Here is a 17,321-nt window from a genome sequence, read left to right as displayed (position 1 = left end):
TCCCGGATTAGGCACTCACCATACGCGTGGCTGATTTCACCATATCACCCAAACCATGGGTTCTGAAATAATATTCCAGCCAGCTTTTTACCATCAGTGGATTGTCCATTTTTAACACATGCTGTAGCAATTCCTGTGCATCACTCATCGGCACGTGACAAATGGTTTTACGTACCTTCAGGATATTACTCGAACTCATTGACAGGGTATTAAAGCCCATGGCCATGAGCAAAACCGCAGACAGCGGATCACCTGCCATTTCACCGCAGATACTGACCGGTTTTTCATTACGATGACAGTCCTGCACCAGACGGGTCAGGGCACGCAGTACGGCAGGATGTAAATGTGAATAGACATTGGCAACCCGCGGATTATTGCGATCGACTGCCAAAAGATATTGAGTCAAATCGTTAGAGCCAACCGAGAAGAAATCGACCAGTTCGGAAAACTCATCAATCTGATGCAGCACACTCGGCACTTCCACCATGATGCCGAGTTTTGGCTTGTTCACTTTGACCTGTTCTTCTTCCTGAATCGCCGCATGATCACGTTCCAGTAAATAGAGGGCTTCTTCAACCTCACTGACACTGGTCACCATCGGCAACAGAATATGCAGGTTATTCAGTCCGATACTGGCTTTAAGCATGGCGCGAATTTGTGAAGAAAAAATTTCCGGATGATCCAGGGTAAAACGAATGCCACGCCAGCCCAGTGCCGAATTTTCTTCTTCAATTGAAAAATACGGCAGGTCTTTGTCTGCCCCAATGTCCAGGGTACGCATCACTACCGGTTTATTGGCAAAATGAGTGAGTTGCTGGCGATAAATCGCGCGCTGTTCTTCTTCGCCCGGGAAGCGGTCGCGTAGCATAAATGGAATTTCAGAACGGTATAAACCAACGCCTTTGGCACCACGTTGCACGCCACGGACCACATCGATCATCAGGCCGGTGTTGACGTACAGTTTTACCGCTACCCCATCCGGGGTAATCGCATCTTTGGTTTCGTACTGACGCAGATCTTTGGCGATCTGTTCTTCTTCTTTTTGAATTTCTTTATAGCGACTGCGCAAACGCCGTGGCGGATTGATGAAGACCCGGCCTTGATGCGCATCAACGATCATTTCTACATCATCCAGGGTATTAATTGGCAGTTCAGTCACACCGACCACAGTCGGAATGCCGAGGGCACGTGCCACAATTACCATATGCGAGTTCATGGCACCTTCAGTGGTGACAATCGCAGCAATTTTATCCACTGGCAGTTCAACCAGAGCTGCAGTGGAAATCTCTTCCCCTATCAGAATACTCTCATCGGTCAGCTCACGATGACTGGCATCAGCTTCCTGTAAACGCGCCAGAATACGGCGGCCCAAGTCTTTTAAGTCTGCCACCCGTTCACGTAAATAATCATCCTGCATCTGGGCAAACTGTGCCACATGACTATCAATCACGATGCGCACTGCACCCTGTGCCCAATGGCCTTCGCGAATGAGCGTCTTGATTTCTGCCGGCAGGGCATTTTCATCCAGCATCCGCAAGAATACGCTAAAGAGGGCGCGTTCTTCGGCCATCAGCGCATCCTGCATCTTGTCATCGAGCGACTGGATTTCTTCACGGACTGAGTTGAGGGCGCTGTCTAATAATTGTAGTTCTTCGCTGATGTCATCGGCTTCACGATCGGGAACAGCGGCCAGATCTGCTGGCGGGTAGAGAATCACGGCCCGGCCCAGGGCAATTCCGCCTGAACCGGACACCCCCTGAAAGGTTTTATAGGCAGGCAGGTTACTTGGCTTGCGGAAGACATCAATATTGCCCACCGCATGGGCATGGGCAATTACGCCAGAGAGCTGCGCGCACAGTGTGACCAGAAATGATTCGGCGGCTTCAGAGAAATCTTGAGATTCTTTATTCTGAACCACCAACACACCCATCACCTTACGGCGGTACATCACCGGGACGCCCAGAAAAGAGTTATACAGCTCTTCACCGGTTTCAGGCAGGAACAGGAAGCGTTCATGTTTGGGTGCATTGTCCAGATTGACAATTTCTTCACGCTGGCCGACCAGACCCACCAAACCTTCGCCAGTCTGTAACGATACGTGACCTACAGACTCAGCCTTCAGGCCCTTGGAAGCCATCAGCAGATAACGCTGGTTACGTTCATCCAGAAGGTAAATAGAGCAGACATCGACATGCATGGCGTCCGCGACATGCTTGACCATGATATCGAGGGATTCATGCAAACTGGCAGATGCATTGATCTCTTGAACAATACGTCTCAACGTGTCCAGTTGCATATTCGACATAAGGTCTGCTCCGTCTATTCAGAATTTCAGTGATACGTTTATTTATAACAATAGCCGACCAAAAAATCTGCATGATTTATGCGATTTTTTAAGGTTTTTGCTGGGGTAGCTGCTGACACAACTCCACCAGGGCTTTGCGATAAACATCACGTTTGAAATTCACGACTTGACCTAATGGATACCAGTAACTGACCCATTGCCATTGATCAAATTCCGGCGGATCAGACAGATTCAACTGAATATGCTGAACGGGGGCCGTGAGTTTGAGTAAAAACCACTTTTGTTTTTGACCGATGCACACCGGATCGGAGTCCGGTCGTATGTATCGATGCGGCAAACGATAGCGCAACCAGCCTTTGGTTTGCGCGATGATCTGGACGTGTTCGGGCAATAAGCCAACTTCTTCTCTCAGCTCACGATAGAGTGCCTGCTCAGGGGTTTCTCCATATTGGATACCTCCTTGTGGAAATTGCCATGCATTATGACCAATGCGTTTTGCCCATAAAACTTGTCCAGCATCGTTTGCCAAAATGATCCCGACATTTGGTCGGAAACCCTCAGAGTCGATCATTTGGCTACCTAAAAATTGTTTAATTTATACCTTTGCCATCGGGGAGCGTTATTTCTTTATCCAACTCGAAAAAAGCAAAGTTTAAAAATGTTAAAATTGCTATGATCTTAACGAATTTCTATCGACTAGCGGAGATAGATTTACAATTTTTTTCTTAAATTTCAGTTTTTACGAGTATTTTCATGAAATTGGCGCTATTTGATCTCGATCACACCTTGTTAAACACGGATTCGGATCATTCTTGGGGAGAGTTTCTGGTCAGCGAGGGCCTGGTCGATCCGGTGCAGCATCGTGCCATGAATGACAAGTTCTATGACGACTATAAAAAAGGTCAGTTAGACCCCTATGCCTATAATGAATTTGTGTTCCAGTTTCTGACTCAACATGAGCATGCTTATTTAACCGAGTTGCACCAGCTGTTTATGCAAAAGGTGATTCGCCCGCAAATGCGTCCAGAAGGTTTTAAGGCCATTCAACGGCATAAAGACGCCGGTCATGCTCTGGTCGGGATTACCGCGACTTCGGATTTTATTACTGCACCAATTTTTCGTGAATTCGGCATTACTGAAATTATTGCCACCAATGCTGAAGTACTCGATGGCAAATATACCGGAAAAGTGATCAATACCGCGTGTTATCAACAAGGCAAGCTGGTGCGTCTGGAACAGTGGCTGCAAGGTCGCGATGTGACCGAGTCTTGGGCCTATTCAGATTCGATTAATGACCGTTTCTTGCTGGAATATGCCGATCATGCCATTGCAGTGAATCCGGATGACCGCCTTGAAGTTTTAGCCAAAGCGCAGGGCTGGAATATACAGGACTGGTCGATTTAACTGATTGCATTTTATCCATCTGATTGATCCAGCACAACTTCGGTTGTGCTTTTTTATCTGCCCGAATTCAATATAAGTGTTAATGTTTTTTCACAGTCCGCTTGCCTCGGACATGTTATGCTCAAAAAACAGGACATGAAAATAATGGAAAAGTTTGAGGTGTAATGCTATGACTCACGTTCGACCGCGTATGACACATCTGTTTCAGCAGCTTGGCTTGGATGCCACTCAGGAAGGCATTGAAAAGTTTATTCACGAACATCAACTGCATAAAGATCTGACTTTGCTCGATGCACCGTACTGGTCAGAAGCACAACGTCAGTTTTTAACCGAAAAAATTGCATCTGATGGTTCATGGGCCATTGTGGTGGATCAACTCAATGAATCCCTGCATGAAAACTCAACCAGTGAAGGATGAAATAAAAGCCAATCGAATGATTGGCTTTTTTAGCTTGAAGGCTTTAGTGAGTGCGTCGCCAGATGCTGACTTGTGACAAGCTATGTTGATATTTTCTGGCGGTTTCACGAATAACAAAAGGCACATCCTGGGGCTGGGTCACCAGCTCAAAATGAGCCTTTAATATTTCCGAGATTCCCTCCAGTGTAGTGACCTCTCTGTCTGCCTGCTTGAAGCCGCCCAGCCATTCATCACGTGCAGTATGTTCTTCCAGCCAGGTATAAGGCGAACTGAGCAGTAGAATTCCACCCATATTTATCCGTTGATGGATCTGCATCAAAAAGTCTTTGGGATGATGCAGCCGGTCGATCAGATTTGCTGCCAGAATAAAATAATAGCCACTAAAATGTGCTTTCAGATTACAGGCATCGGCCTGAAAAAATTCCACTTTAGAGGCAAGCTGATCCAAAGCGAAATCCTCAAGCGAGCAGATTTTCTCTTCGCTTAATTCACCTTCTGTGGGGAGCTGATAACGGATTCGGTGACCTTGGGCCAGAAAGACGGCTTGCTGAATAAAGCGTGCAGAAAAATCCAGACCGGTGACCTGATCAAAATAGTGTGCCAGTTCAAAGCTGGCGCGGCCAGTAGCACAGCCAATATCCAGAGCACTTTTACATGCAGTTTCTCGGAAATACGGCTGCGCCAGCTGCACCAATGTTTTGGCAAAATTGGCGATGCCAAAGTATTCGGCGCCGTACTGAAACTCCAGATATTGAGACACCAACTGGTCGCTTTCATACTGTGAAGGAAACTGTTGCAAGGCTTGATCAGAGGCGACATAGCGGAAGCCAGCGTGTTGAAAGAAATGCCGTCTAAAAGCATAACGTGCGCTGTGCAGGGCTTCATTGCCTGCTGAAATCCAGGAGCCACCTTTAATAATATTATGGCGCCCGTCAAAGGTCGGGGTACTAAAATCATCATAAAGAGGATGCACCTGAAAGCCCTGAAACGGATAGATTGGCGTTTCAGTCCATTGCCAGACATTGCCCTGAATATCATAGAAATCGCCCTGCCGAAAATGATCGACCGGGCAGGAACTGGTGCCATATTTCAATTCGATATTGGCCTGTTCAGGACTGGGTAAATCTGGATCCAGGTCTGAAACCGCATACAGGCGATACCATTCATCCTCAGTCGGTAAACGAATGGTTTTTTCAAGCTGTTGCGATTTCCACTGACAAAAGGCTTTGGCTTCATGATAATTTACGTCTACCGGCCAATCCCAGGGCATGGGGACTTCTTCCAGCATCAGGCGCAGTGACCAGCCGAGTTCAGTCTTGCGCCAAAAACACGGATGAGTCGCTTGTGAAAATTGTAGCCAGCCTAAGCCTTCTTCACTCCAGTAGTGTCCGGTCTGGTAGCCATCTGCTTCGACAAAGGCCAGAAACTCCTGATTCGACACCAGATATTTTGCAGCTTCAAAGGCTGCAACTTCGGCTTCATGCTGGCCGTATTCATTGTCCCAGCCATAAAAAGGATGGTTAAAATCTTTCTGTAGATGTACCTGGCCTTCAGGCACAGCAATCAAACTATTTTCCGGGGCAATGCCGGTAATGATATTGGCACGCCACTGCGGATGCTGGTGTACATGTTCTAAAGCATGCTGACGAATCAGCACCGATGACGTTTCCAGATGAATCCGTTCATGTTCGATGCCCATAATCAGCGTCCACCACGGATTGTGCCAGTTTAAGGGCAGATTCAGCGGGGCATGCTCAACAATGTTCAGAATCAGCGCGCGTACCTGATGTCGATAATCCCGGACTGCCTGCACAGTCGGCCAGTCATAATGCACTTCATCTAGATCATCCCAACTCATTTCATCAACCCCGATCGCAAAAATACTTTCAAAATGCGGATTCAGACGTTCAGTAATGAGTTTGCTCAGCAGCAGTTTATTGACAAAAAAAGTCGCGGTATGACCAAAATAAAAAATCAGCGGATGACGCAAATTAATTGGCTTGATAAAAAAAGCATCTTCATGCTTGAGGCATTCAAATAACTGCTCATAGGTATCAAAGGTATTCAGGAAGTAATCACGTAGGCTGTGTCGCGCTGTCTGTTCGTCGGCAAAATCAAGCGCAGGTGTAGGCAACAGCATCGGTTTGGCCGAAAGCCATAGGCTGCTGGCATTTGTTTTATCTTGAGAGAGGGGTTTTAGGGGAGAATCGAGCTGCATCCGTCAGGCTCCATCGAATAATTTTAAGTATTCCTCTGCATCGCAAAAGAATAGATTTATCTTAAAAATACGCGAAAGAAATCCCCAGATGGGTGTATTTAGGTAACAAAATGCTGCACTGTTTTGAATGCAGCATTTTTAGAAATGAATTAAAGAGGCAGGGAACTACTTTGCATAAGTTGAACCAGAGCTTGCGCCGCTTTGGACTGAGTACGACCCGGATGCCAGACCATGCCTAGCCGGCGGTTCATTTCCAGATTGATATCCAGCTGATGCAGATCGTGATTGACCAGAGTTTTTGGCAGCACAGACCAGCCGAGACCAATGGATACCAGCATGCGGATTGATTCCAGCGGATTATTGCTCATGCTGACTTTTGGTTTAATGCCCTGTTTTTCAAACTCGGCCAAAGTAATCTGTGAGGTATAGGTTTGTGAAGACGGTAGCAGGCTCGGGTAATTCAGCAAATCTTCCAGGCACAGATTTTTTTGCTGGGCCAGTGGATGAAAGGGTGCAACTACAAAGACCAGAGGATCATTCCAGATGGTGACATAATTCAGACGTGCATCGCCCCGTGGCGGCAAGGTTAAAAATGCCAGTTCCAGATCGCCGGCAATGACTTGTTCGTGCGCCTGCTCGGAATCGACAAAATGTACATCCAGCCTTACATCCGGATATTCTTGTACATAGCGGCGCAAATGACTTGGAAGATGATGCAGGCCAATATGATGGCTGGTGCCGATTTTCAATTTTCCCTGTACCTGACCCTGTTCATGGCTCAAGGTATAATGAATATCACCGAGTTCATTCAGCCAGTTTTTCACTTTAGGCAATAGCGAATGCGCGGCATGGGTGGCTTGTACACCACGTCCGGCGGATTCAAACAGTTTGACCCCAAAATATTCTTCCAGACTGTGAATACGTTTGGTGACGGCAGGCTGGGTAATAAAAAGCTGATCTGCGGCCAGAGAAATCGAACCAGTTTCCATGACTTTTACGAAGGCTTCAAAAGCTGCGAGATTCATCTTAATCACCTATAAAGAATTTTTATGTGTAATTATATTATTGTTATTTTTTAAGAATAAATCAAAGCATAATTCGCTTGTTTGTATTGCATTGCTGCATTACTAAACATTTTCAAAGCCTTGGGATTTAAATAGCGTCAAAAAAAGACCCTCTTGGATGAGATGGTCTTTGGTCAGGAACATCGACAGAAAAGATCAGGCGGTGATGTCCTCATTCTGCTGTTCGATATTGCGCTCCCAAATTTTTTCGTGGAAGAAGAACGCAACTGCCTGTACTGTGGGTTCCAATAAACTTAAGGCAATTGCCATGGCCAAACTGCCAGTCACCAAATAACCGACAATCATTGCCACCGTGATGTGCATAATGTAATAGCTGAAGGTCTTTTTAAACATACGCTGATTATTGTCTACAAAACGTTGGATATGTGCCATGTCGAAGTTCCTCAAAATATAAATCTCTGTCTATGCAGGAATAATAATAATTCTCATTTAATTTGTAAAAACGAATATTTTTAATAAATTGATCGGAAAAGTAGATTTATGGGAATGCAGCGAAATCATGATTTTATTCAGCTTTTGAAAGATTCCAAAAAGTTTTTTAACTAATAAAAATGATAAATTAGATTTATGTGACAGCAGCGATATAATCAAAATCAGAGCAAGAATTTACCCAGTCCAGTGGAGTACATCGACATGGCAGGCGCAACCCAACCAGCAAAAACATTATATGATAAATTGTGGGATGACCATTTAGTAACACAACGTGATGATGGTTCTGCCTTACTGTACATTGACCGTCACTTATTACATGAAGTAACGTCGCCACAGGCATTTGAAGGTTTACAACTCGCCGGGCGCAAGCCATGGCGTTTAAGCGCAAACATTGCTACACCAGATCATAACGTACCCACCTCGAAAAAAGAGCGTGAACAGGGTGTTGCCGGCATTGAAGATGAAACTTCGCGCATTCAGGTACAAACCTTGGACGACAACTGCAAGACCTTTAATATTGTTGAATTTGATATTAATGATATCCGTCAGGGGATTGCGCATGTGGTTGGGCCTGAGCAAGGTTTAACCTTGCCGGGCATGACCGTGGTCTGTGGTGATTCACATACTGCGACCCATGGTGCTTTCGGTTGTTTGGCGCATGGTATCGGTACTTCAGAAGTTGAACATGTATTGGCGACCCAATGCCTGGTTCAAAAGAAGATGAAAAACATGTTGGTACGCGTTGACGGTCAGTTGGGTCAGGGCGTGACACCGAAAGATGTGGTCTTGGCGATTATCGGCAAGATTGGTACAGCAGGGGGTACTGGTCATGCGATTGAATTTGGCGGTCAGGTGTTCCGTGACATGTCGATTGAAGGTCGTATGACCGTGTGTAATATGGCAATCGAAGCCGGTGCACGCGTAGGTATGGTCGCTGTCGATGACAAAACCATCGAATATGTTAAAGGCCGTCCTTATGCACCGACTGCAGAACAGTGGGATCAGGCCGTAGTGTATTGGAATACCTTACATTCGGATGAAGATGCACACTTTGATACAGTTGTGGTCTTGCAAGGCGAAGAGATCGAGCCGCAAGTGTCTTGGGGAACCTCTCCTGAAATGGTGATTCCAGTGTCTCAGGCAGTACCAACTTTGCAACAAGCCAAAGACGAAGTACAACGCAATGACTGGAACCGTGCTTATCAATATATGGGTTTAAATGCCGGTCAGGCCTTGGCTGAAATTCAATTAGACCGTGTCTTTATTGGCTCATGCACCAACTCGCGTATTGAAGATATCCGTGCTGCGGCTGAAGTGATCAAAGGTCGTAAAGTCGCGGCAAGCATCAAGCAGGCGATGGTGGTTCCGGGTTCGGGTCTGGTCAAGGCCCAGGCAGAAGCTGAAGGCCTGGATAAAGTGTTTGTAGAAGCCGGCTTTGAATGGCGTGAACCAGGTTGTTCAATGTGTCTGGCAATGAATGCTGACAAGTTACAACCGGGCGAGCATTGTGCATCGACGTCTAACCGTAACTTTGAAGGTCGTCAGGGCAATGGCGGTCGTACGCATCTGGTCAGCCCTGCAATGGCAGCCGCCGCGGCAATTGCCGGTCACTTTGTTGATGTGCGTAGTTTCTAAAAATCCCCCTCAGTCCCTCTTTTAGAAAAGGGGGAAGTTCCCCTCTTTAATAAAGAGGGGGTTAGGGTAGATTTAAAGTGATGACATTCTTTAGGAATAAAGACAATGAAAAAATATACCGTTGAACAAGGTATCGTTGCACCATTAGACCGGGCCAATGTCGATACCGATTTAATTATTCCAAAACAGTTTTTGAAATCGATCAAACGTAGTGGTTTTGGTGCGAATTTATTTGATGAATTGCGTTATCTGGATGAAGGCTATTTGGGTCAAGACAACTCAAAACGACCTTTAAACAAGGATTTTGCATTAAACCAACCTCGCTATCAAGGCGCGAGCATTTTGATTTCACGCGCCAACTTTGGTTGTGGTTCTAGTCGTGAACATGCGCCATGGGCATTGGAAGAATACGGTTTCCGTACCGTGATTGCACCAAGCTATGCCGACATTTTCTATAACAACAGCTTTAAGAATGGCATGTTGCCTGTGATTTTGTCTGAAGAGATTGTTGATCAGTTATTCAAAGAATGCTTTGCAACTGAAGGTTATCAACTCACCATCGATTTGAACGCACAAGAAGTACGCACACCAAATGGTAAAAGCTTTCAATTTGAAGTCGATCCATTTCGTAAGCATTGCCTGTTAAATGGTCTGGATGATATTGGTTTAACTTTACAAGCTGCGGATGACATTCGTGCTTATGAGGAAAAAACCAAACAATCACGTCCATGGGTATTTGCCGAAATTCAGGGCTAAATCAGCGAAAATTGTCATAGCATGACTGCGATGCCCTTGCTAATATCGGAAGATTATTGGGTTTTTTGATTGGGTAAGACAGACATTATGGCGAATTATTGGAAACAGTGGCTTGCTTTAAGTACGGTGTCGGTGCTGATGACTGCATGTCAAAGCATCGATACCATGAAGCTCAAACATGCCAAAGAAAATGCCGAAAGCAAAAACAATGCGTTGATTTACTGTAAAGGAACATCGGATTGCCAGTTCGAGCGCTTAAACCAGACCATCATTGTCAATAACGACAATGGCCGCCTCAGTAATGAGGCGCGAAAGCAAAAACTGGTACGTTTGCAGGCTAAGAATTTGAATCAGGCCAATCCGATTTACTTGTCAGTACCCGCAGGACAGCATGAATTAGTCGTCCGTTTTTATCCAATCAGTAAGGATAAAGCGGAAATTTTACATGTGTTTCATCGCTTTCAGGCCAACAAAACTTATACCTTGAAAATGTTCCGCGACCGTAGTGCGCGTAGCAGCAGTTTATTAAATGCCTCTGCACCTGATCCGCTTTGCGTGGATTTATTGCAAGAGCAAAAAACCATTCGTCGTTTTTGCAAACCTTATAATGTGGTCAACGGCATTGCAGAGTTTGTAGAAAAGAAAATTTAACCTTTGTCAGGTCTGAATCTGACGCTTTAAACGGAAAATCTCATGTCTAAACAAATTTTGATTTTAGCTGGTGATGGCATCGGTCCTGAAATTGTCAAAGCGGCAGAGCAGGTACTGGATCGTGTAAATGAAAAATTTAATCTCGATTTGACATGGGAACAGGGTTTACTCGGTGGTGCGGCAATTGATGCCTACGGTTCACCATATCCTGAAGTGACCTCAGAACAGGCCAAAAAAGCCGATGCAATTTTATTGGGCGCCGTCGGCGGGCCAAAATGGGATACGATCGAGCGCTCAATCCGTCCGGAACGCGGTTTATTAAAATTACGTAGCGAACTGAACCTGTTTGCCAACTTGCGCCCAGCGATTCTCTATCCACAATTGGCTGATGCTTCAAGCCTGAAACCTGAAATCGTGGCAGGTCTGGATATCCTGATCGTGCGTGAATTGACGGGCGGTATTTATTTCGGTCAGCCACGTGGGATCCGTGAACTGGAAAACGGCGAGAAGCAAGGTTATAACACGGATGTGTATTCAGAATCTGAAATCAAACGCATTGCCAAAGTTGCCTTTGAAATGGCGAAGCTGCGCGGTGCCAAGGTCTGTTCAGTGGATAAAGCCAACGTACTTGAAGTCACTGAGTTGTGGAAACAAACCGTTACTGCGTTGAAAGAAGAACAGTATCCAGAAATTAACTTGTCACATATGTATGTCGACAATGCTGCGATGCAACTGGTGCGCGCGCCAAAACAGTTTGACGTGATTGTCACCTCTAACCTGTTCGGTGATATCTTGTCTGACGAAGCAGCGATGCTTACCGGTTCAATCGGCATGTTGCCATCAGCCTCGCTAGATGAAAATGCTAAAGGCATGTATGAGCCTTGTCATGGTTCAGCCCCTGATATTGCGGGTCAAAACCTGGCGAACCCATTGGCCACAATTTTGTCTGTTGCGATGATGCTACGCTACACTTTCCGTGAAGAAGCTGCAGCCAAAGCGATTGAAGATGCCGTAGGCAATGTTTTGGATCAAGGCTTGCGTACAGCAGATATTATGTCTGAAGGCATGCACAAAGTCGGTACAGTTGAAATGGGTCAGGCAGTGGTTGCTGCATTGAACTAAGTCCGTTTTGATTAAAAAAATGATAAAAAAACGCAGCTTTGGGCTGCGTTTTTTTATCTCAGATTTCTCGTATCTGGCTCAGGTTAACAGGTTCGACCTGTAGTACGAACTGCGGTTGCAATATTATCTTTGAGTAAGAAGATGATCTTACATTGCAGATTGACGTCATAGCCACCTGAAGGACTCACAGGAACCGGAATAGGTACGGCACCGCCTGCTGCCGGAAACTGTGCTACAGGCAAAGGAATTGCAACAGGGCGCTGTACCACATAGCTTAATTGCTGGGCACTGAGTTCAGGCCCACTGACCTGCTGATAACCTAAACGTTTTAGATCTAGAGTTTGATCGATCAGCTGGCTGCTTTGTCCAATAAACTGCTGCAAATAGGCTTCGCGGTCAGATTGGCCCATATTAAGCGAATGTGCACAGCCCGCTATTAAAATACTGGCCAAAATACCGAGCGATAGTTGGAGATAGGAAAATCGCATCATTTCACTCCTGCACAGGAACGACTCATCAATAGTGTAGGCAGGAAGTGTGATTGGTATTGTTGTAATTTGACACGCGGTACAGATGGGAGCGAGAGCTAGCTCAACATCAATCCATCAAAGAAATTGGACTACAGGATGACAGCTTAGCAAGCCCTGCCGCTATAGCGAACGGATTGGACAATTTCATCTTTCAGCTCAAACCGGATTTGGCATTTCATCTCGATGTTATAACCGCCATTTGAGGGCGTAGGCATTGGTGCACCGATCGAGATACTCTGACTAATATTCGGTGTGCCCATCGGAATATTCATGTCCCGGAAAATAGTATAGCTGAGAAACTCTGCTGTCTGAATCGGTTGCTGGGCGGTTTTAAATCCCATTGCACTCAGATCAAGCTGGCTGCGAACCTGTGCGGCAGTTTGACCGACATAGTGTTGTAGCGACTGATTTAGGTGATGTTTGCCGCCTGTGGCACAGGCGACGAGGATTAAGCTGCACAGCAGGACTAAGCACTTCATATTCATGGTTTTTAGACATGTTATTTTAATTAAATGAATAGTCGTGAGTTTATAGTTCAGTGTCAAATTATTTTATTTTTCAATAAAAAATTAAAGCAATAAAAAAGCCACTAAAAGTGGCTTTTGCTTGCGCTAAAACTTAGCGTGCACGATAGGTGATACGACCTTTGGTCAAATCATAAGGTGTCATTTCAACCTTCACACTGTCGCCAGTTAAAATACGGATATAGTGTTTACGCATTTTACCAGAGATGTGGGCAATCACTTCGTGACCGTTCTCTAAACGTACACGGAACATAGTATTAGGAAGCGTCTCGGTGACAACGCCTTCGAACTCGATGAGTTCCTCTTTATTGGCCATAGCCTACCTGAATGAATAAATTGGAAAGGCGCAAATTATAGTCAATTTTTTTGCAAAATACAAGGTGAAACGGGCGTTAGACTGATCATCTGTCAGTAAAATAAGCGAACGATCAGGATAAACTTTTTAACTAAAAAAATGTCGGTTTCTGTTGTCAGTTTGGTCAATCGCAGTTAATCTAAAATTAATCTTTTTAAGTATAAATGAAGTACATACAAGGAAGGCTTTTGAGTGAGTCAGCTAACGGATGCATCAGTCGTATTGCGTTTGGGCTATCAGGCGATTCGTCGTGCGGGTTTGCCGACAGAAGAACTTTTGACCAAAGCAGGAGTTGCTTTAAATCAGGTCGAGGCCAATGACCGTACGCCGCTGAGTGCCCAGTATGCCTTTTGGGTGGCAGCTGAAGAAGTCAGTAAGGACCCGGATATTGGTTTGCATCTGGGCGAACATTTACCACTGTATCGTGGTCAGGTGATTGAACACCTGTTTGTTTCATCTGAAAATTTTGGTGAGGGACTGAAACGTGCCTTGGCCTATCAACGACTGATCAGCGATGCCTTTGCTGCCAAGTTGGTGATCGAAGATGATCGCTGCTATTTAACCAATGGCGAGCAGCCTTTTGCTGAAAGTCTGGTCAATCGTCATTTTACCGAGTGTGCCATGTCGGGTGTACTGCGTTTCTTTAAATTTATTACCGAAGGACGTTTTGAACCGATTTATATCGATTTTAATTTTTCCAAAGGTGCTCCTGACGAGGAATATTTCCGGGTTTATGAGTGTCCGGTCAGCTTAGGTCAAAAAGAAACCCGACTTTATTTCGATCCAAGTATTTTAGAGTTTCCGCTGTGGCAGGCTGAACCAGAGCTTTTACAATTACATGAGCAGCTTGCAATTGAAAAACTGCAGGAACTGGCGCGTTATGATCTGGTCGGTGAAGTTCGTCGTGCGATTGGCTCTACTTTGGAAAGTGGCGAAACCACACTGGAAACTGTAGCTGCACAGCTAAACATCACGCCACGCCGCCTAAGAACACAACTGAGTGAAGCACATACCAGCTTTCAACAGATTCTGTCGGATTATCGCTGTCGTCTGGCCAAGCGTTTGCTGGCGAGTACCACTGAAAGTGTTGAAAGAATTGTCTATCTGACCGGATTCTCGGAACCAAGTACGTTTTATCGTGCCTTTAAACGCTGGACCAATGAAACGCCAGTGGAATATCGGAAACGCAAGCAGCGTTAAAAATCCCTCCTAACCTCCCTTTAAAAAGGGAGGAATTCCCCTCCTTTCAGAAGGAGTTAGGGGAGGTAAATATTCTAAAAAATTTAAAAATTATTCCGGCAGATTCAGCCAATGCGGCCCCAACGGTAATTTAGGCAATTCAAACTGCTCCGGATAGTCGGCATGAATAAAATATAAACCATCGGCAGGCGCAGTCACGCCAGCAGCTTTGCGGTCTTCGGCCGCGAAAATACTATCAATATGATCGGCAGCATACATGCCCTGACCAATTTCCAGTAGGCAGCCCATGATATTACGCACCATATGATGCAGAAAGCCATCGGCCTGAATATCCAGTACCAGATACTGACCATGCTGAATCAGACGGCAGTGGCTGACATGGCGCACCGGTTGATTGGATTGGCAGGCTGCAGCACGGAAGCTTTCAAAATTATGTGTACCTTCAAACTTTTTCGCAGACAGCATCATCTGTTCAATATCGAGTGGAGCATAGACATGGGTGACCTGTTTATGCAGCAAGGCAGGTCGCACAGGATGATTATAGACCACATAGCGGTAACGGCGTGCCTGAGCCTTAAAGCGGGCATGGAAGCTGTGATCCATCTCTTTGATCCACTGAATCGAGATATCTTTGGGCAACTGGCTATTGCAACCCATCAGCCAGCCACGTTCAGAACGAATGGCATTGCTATCAAAATGTGCCACCATATTGGTCGCATGTACCCCCGCATCGGTACGTCCGGCACCATGTAGGCTAATCGGTTGATCGGCAACCCGGCTCAGTACCTTTTCAATGGTTTCCTGCACACTTGCAACACCCGGCTGTTGAGTCTGCCATCCCCGATAATGCATCCCACAAAACTCAATTCCCACCGCAAAACGTTGCATAATGACCTCAAAACCTTATTGATCGTACCAATGACGATGCCATTGCTCTACAGTGTCGTATTGTAAATACATTTTCAGGGCTTTTGCATACAGATCCGCATGGCCATAACTTTCATTCAGCAGAATTTTGCAGTGATTGACCCATTCTGCAATGGCATAGCGCTGATCTGTCGCGCCAAAAGGCACCTGGGTGGTCAGTACAGAGAGACAGCCTTGGTCATAGAGTTGATCAATGAGTGCGATCAGGGCCTCATTGACAGCGAGATTACCCGTGCCAAAACCTTGCAGAAATAAAAAATGCGGTGGTCTGGCTAATAAGCTGTGCAGGTTGTTCAGTTGCTGGGCCAGATCAATCGGTTGCATCATGATACTCATGCAGTTAAATCCAGCGGCTTTCCTAATATCTTCAGCTTTGACTTGATAACACTGCTGACTGGCCTGGATTGTAATATTGGCCTCAAGACCTGAGAAGGCATTTAACTCGGTGGTATGCTGTTTGAGTGCCGTCTGGGCATGCATTAGTTGATGATGAAAAGCCAGATAGACCCCTGCGGTACACATGCTGACAGAATCCAGGGCGAACCTCAGATTATCCAGCGCATCACTAAATTCGCGCTGCTCATTGCCCTGAGCATTCAGCAGCGGATATTGACTACCAGTCAGTACCACATGTGCCGAGTTGCCGAGAAAATGTGCCAGGACTGCACTGGCATAACTCAGAGTATCTGTACCGTGAATAATCACAAAATATTGGATCTTTCGAGATTGCAGTTTTTGAATAAACTGCACCAATTGCAGCCAGTCCGCGGCTGTGCAGGCACTACTGTCTTTAATGGCTGGTGCGCGGTGGCATTCAACGAAATATTGGTCTGCGAGTATCTGTTCGAGCTTGGGAATAAATAAATCCGCAGACATCGGGGCAAGTGGATCGCCGACACAGCCGAATGTGCCACCCATATAAATTAATGCAATATTTTTCATCATAAAAAAAGCAGCCAACCCTTGACTGCTTTAGTGTAAATCGAAATGCATCAAGATGCGATTTGATTCAGTAATTGCTCTGCGCGTTGCTGTTGCTCGGCCGTATATTCAGCTTCTCGCTCTGCAATGATCTCACGTGCGGCAACATAGGCACCGAGCTGAATATATTGCTGCGCAAGATCCAGATTCAGACTGGCCTCATTGACGTCCAGTAATTCCGGGAAAGATTGTACCAGTGGATCATGCTGGTCTGTTGCTGTTTGAACTGGTGTAGCAGGAATGTCGAAAGTAACACCTGTTGCAGCAGGTTTAGTTTCTGTATGATCTAATTTAAAGTCTAAGCCTGATGAAAGGTCTGTCTGTGTCGCAGATTCACTCACAGGTGCAGCAGCAGAAAGACTAGACAGATCAAACTCAATTGCTGGTTCTGAGGTTTTTTCGGCGACAGGCGCTGGAGTTTCTATAGAAAATGAGAAATCCAGAGGTGTAATTTCTTCAGTGGTGGTTGGTAACTGTTCATTATTGACCTCTAATTTGAGATCGAAATTAGGAATTTGGCTCTTGCCAATCTGGGTATTAAAATCTGTTTCTGGACTATTCGGTGTGATAGAAGAAACAACCTCTGGTGTTGCTGTCTCAACTTTAAGAGATTCAAAGTCAAACTGAACTTCATTGCTAGCTTTTGATGCTGGGCAGAGTAAAACTTGAAGTGCGACATAAACCACCTAATTAATTTAAAGGGTTTATGGAGTATATAAAATTGTCATACCATCATCTTAACTTTGAAGATCGTACTGCATTAATGCTTGAGTCAAGA

The 17,321-nt window shown here is 45.5% G+C and carries 18 protein-coding genes; 7 read left to right on the top strand and 11 right to left on the bottom strand.

Translation table 11 applies throughout. The annotated features are described in order from the left end of the window. Nucleotides 1-7 precede the first annotated feature (7 nt). Nucleotides 8-2,305: a phosphoenolpyruvate--protein phosphotransferase gene (gene ptsP, locus FTU82_RS09575; protein ID WP_180039679.1), complete on the bottom strand. Its 2,298-nt coding sequence runs from the start codon at nt 2,303-2,305 to the stop codon at nt 8-10. An 88-nt stretch (nt 2,306-2,393) separates the two neighbouring features. Continuing rightward, a complete protein-coding gene (locus FTU82_RS09570) occupies nt 2,394-2,876 on the bottom strand; it encodes an RNA pyrophosphohydrolase (protein ID WP_005095455.1) in 483 nt (160 codons plus the stop codon). A gap of 182 nt (nt 2,877-3,058) precedes the next feature. Here FTU82_RS09570 and FTU82_RS09565 point away from each other — a divergent pair, with 182 nt between their 5' ends. Together FTU82_RS09565 and FTU82_RS09560 are read left to right on the top strand one after the other, a co-directional pair. Further along, a complete protein-coding gene (locus FTU82_RS09565; RefSeq protein ID WP_005095456.1) occupies nt 3,059-3,709 on the top strand; it encodes an HAD family phosphatase in 651 nt (216 codons plus the stop codon). A 169-nt stretch (nt 3,710-3,878) separates the two neighbouring features. After that, nucleotides 3,879-4,127 (top strand): DUF2789 family protein, encoded by a 249-nt coding sequence (locus FTU82_RS09560; protein WP_005095458.1) that lies wholly within the window; start codon nt 3,879-3,881, stop codon nt 4,125-4,127. A gap of 43 nt (nt 4,128-4,170) precedes the next feature. Here the strand turns inward: FTU82_RS09560 and ovoA are convergent, their stop codons facing one another. The 3 genes from ovoA to FTU82_RS09545 form a co-directional block, all read right to left on the bottom strand. Further along, entirely contained in the window at nt 4,171-6,345 is a 2,175-nt protein-coding gene (ovoA, locus tag FTU82_RS09555) for a 5-histidylcysteine sulfoxide synthase (protein WP_180101292.1), read from the bottom strand. Between the two features lie 149 nt (nt 6,346-6,494). Then, complete coding sequence (locus tag FTU82_RS09550; protein WP_005095462.1) at nt 6,495-7,370, bottom strand: LysR family transcriptional regulator; 876 nt, start codon at nt 7,368-7,370, stop codon at nt 6,495-6,497. Nucleotides 7,371-7,565: 195 nt separating this feature from the next. Further along, entirely contained in the window at nt 7,566-7,802 is a 237-nt protein-coding gene (locus FTU82_RS09545) for a DUF2061 domain-containing protein (RefSeq protein ID WP_005172852.1), read from the bottom strand. 261 nt (nt 7,803-8,063) lie between these two features. On the opposite strand from FTU82_RS09545, the gene leuC reads away from it, so the two are divergent. The 4 genes from leuC (at nt 8,064) to leuB (ending at nt 12,026) form a co-directional block, all read left to right on the top strand. Next, the gene (gene leuC, locus FTU82_RS09540) at nt 8,064-9,497 is read left to right on the top strand and encodes a 3-isopropylmalate dehydratase large subunit (protein ID WP_180101291.1); all 1,434 of its coding nucleotides are present in this window, start codon (nt 8,064-8,066) and stop codon (nt 9,495-9,497) included. Between the two features lie 105 nt (nt 9,498-9,602). Next, nucleotides 9,603-10,253, top strand: coding sequence for a 3-isopropylmalate dehydratase small subunit (gene leuD / locus FTU82_RS09535; protein WP_180085879.1), 651 nt, complete (start codon nt 9,603-9,605; stop codon nt 10,251-10,253). Nucleotides 10,254-10,340: 87 nt separating this feature from the next. Beyond that, nucleotides 10,341-10,904: a hypothetical protein gene (locus FTU82_RS09530; protein ID WP_005095471.1), complete on the top strand. Its 564-nt coding sequence runs from the start codon at nt 10,341-10,343 to the stop codon at nt 10,902-10,904. 42 nt (nt 10,905-10,946) lie between these two features. Further along, nucleotides 10,947-12,026 carry a 3-isopropylmalate dehydrogenase gene (leuB, locus tag FTU82_RS09525; protein ID WP_180085877.1) on the top strand — a complete coding sequence of 360 codons (1,080 nt, stop codon included), beginning with the start codon at nt 10,947-10,949 and terminating at the stop codon, nt 12,024-12,026. Between the two features lie 83 nt (nt 12,027-12,109). On the opposite strand, the gene FTU82_RS09520 is transcribed toward leuB, so the two are convergent. From FTU82_RS09520 to infA, 3 genes are all read right to left on the bottom strand, one after another. Next, nucleotides 12,110-12,514: a hypothetical protein gene (locus FTU82_RS09520; protein WP_180101300.1), complete on the bottom strand. Its 405-nt coding sequence runs from the start codon at nt 12,512-12,514 to the stop codon at nt 12,110-12,112. A 146-nt stretch (nt 12,515-12,660) separates the two neighbouring features. Beyond that, nucleotides 12,661-13,041 (bottom strand): hypothetical protein, encoded by a 381-nt coding sequence (locus FTU82_RS09515; RefSeq protein WP_005172842.1) that lies wholly within the window; start codon nt 13,039-13,041, stop codon nt 12,661-12,663. 133 nt (nt 13,042-13,174) lie between these two features. Continuing rightward, nucleotides 13,175-13,396 (bottom strand): translation initiation factor IF-1, encoded by a 222-nt coding sequence (infA, locus tag FTU82_RS09510; RefSeq protein ID WP_001284370.1) that lies wholly within the window; start codon nt 13,394-13,396, stop codon nt 13,175-13,177. A 231-nt stretch (nt 13,397-13,627) separates the two neighbouring features. Here infA and FTU82_RS09505 point away from each other — a divergent pair, with 231 nt between their 5' ends. Beyond that, entirely contained in the window at nt 13,628-14,635 is a 1,008-nt protein-coding gene (locus tag FTU82_RS09505) for an AraC family transcriptional regulator (RefSeq protein ID WP_005172840.1), read from the top strand. Between the two features lie 90 nt (nt 14,636-14,725). On the opposite strand, the gene truA is transcribed toward FTU82_RS09505, so the two are convergent. Genes truA through FTU82_RS09490 form a run of 3 tightly spaced genes read right to left on the bottom strand, consistent with a single transcriptional unit; the run spans nt 14,726 to nt 17,229 of the window. Beyond that, the gene (gene truA, locus FTU82_RS09500; RefSeq protein WP_179999105.1) at nt 14,726-15,523 is read right to left on the bottom strand and encodes a tRNA pseudouridine(38-40) synthase TruA; all 798 of its coding nucleotides are present in this window, start codon (nt 15,521-15,523) and stop codon (nt 14,726-14,728) included. 15 nt (nt 15,524-15,538) lie between these two features. Next, entirely contained in the window at nt 15,539-16,507 is a 969-nt protein-coding gene (locus FTU82_RS09495; RefSeq protein WP_100355814.1) for an asparaginase, read from the bottom strand. A 47-nt stretch (nt 16,508-16,554) separates the two neighbouring features. Further along, complete coding sequence (locus FTU82_RS09490; RefSeq protein WP_257221952.1) at nt 16,555-17,229, bottom strand: hypothetical protein; 675 nt, start codon at nt 17,227-17,229, stop codon at nt 16,555-16,557. Nucleotides 17,230-17,321 lie beyond the last annotated feature (92 nt).

Source organism: Acinetobacter sp. YH12151, from assembly GCF_013418355.1.
Taxonomy (GTDB): domain Bacteria; phylum Pseudomonadota; class Gammaproteobacteria; order Pseudomonadales; family Moraxellaceae; genus Acinetobacter; species Acinetobacter pseudolwoffii.
Note: the sequence above shows the minus strand (reverse complement) of the source record. Positions and strands in the feature narration are given on the sequence as shown.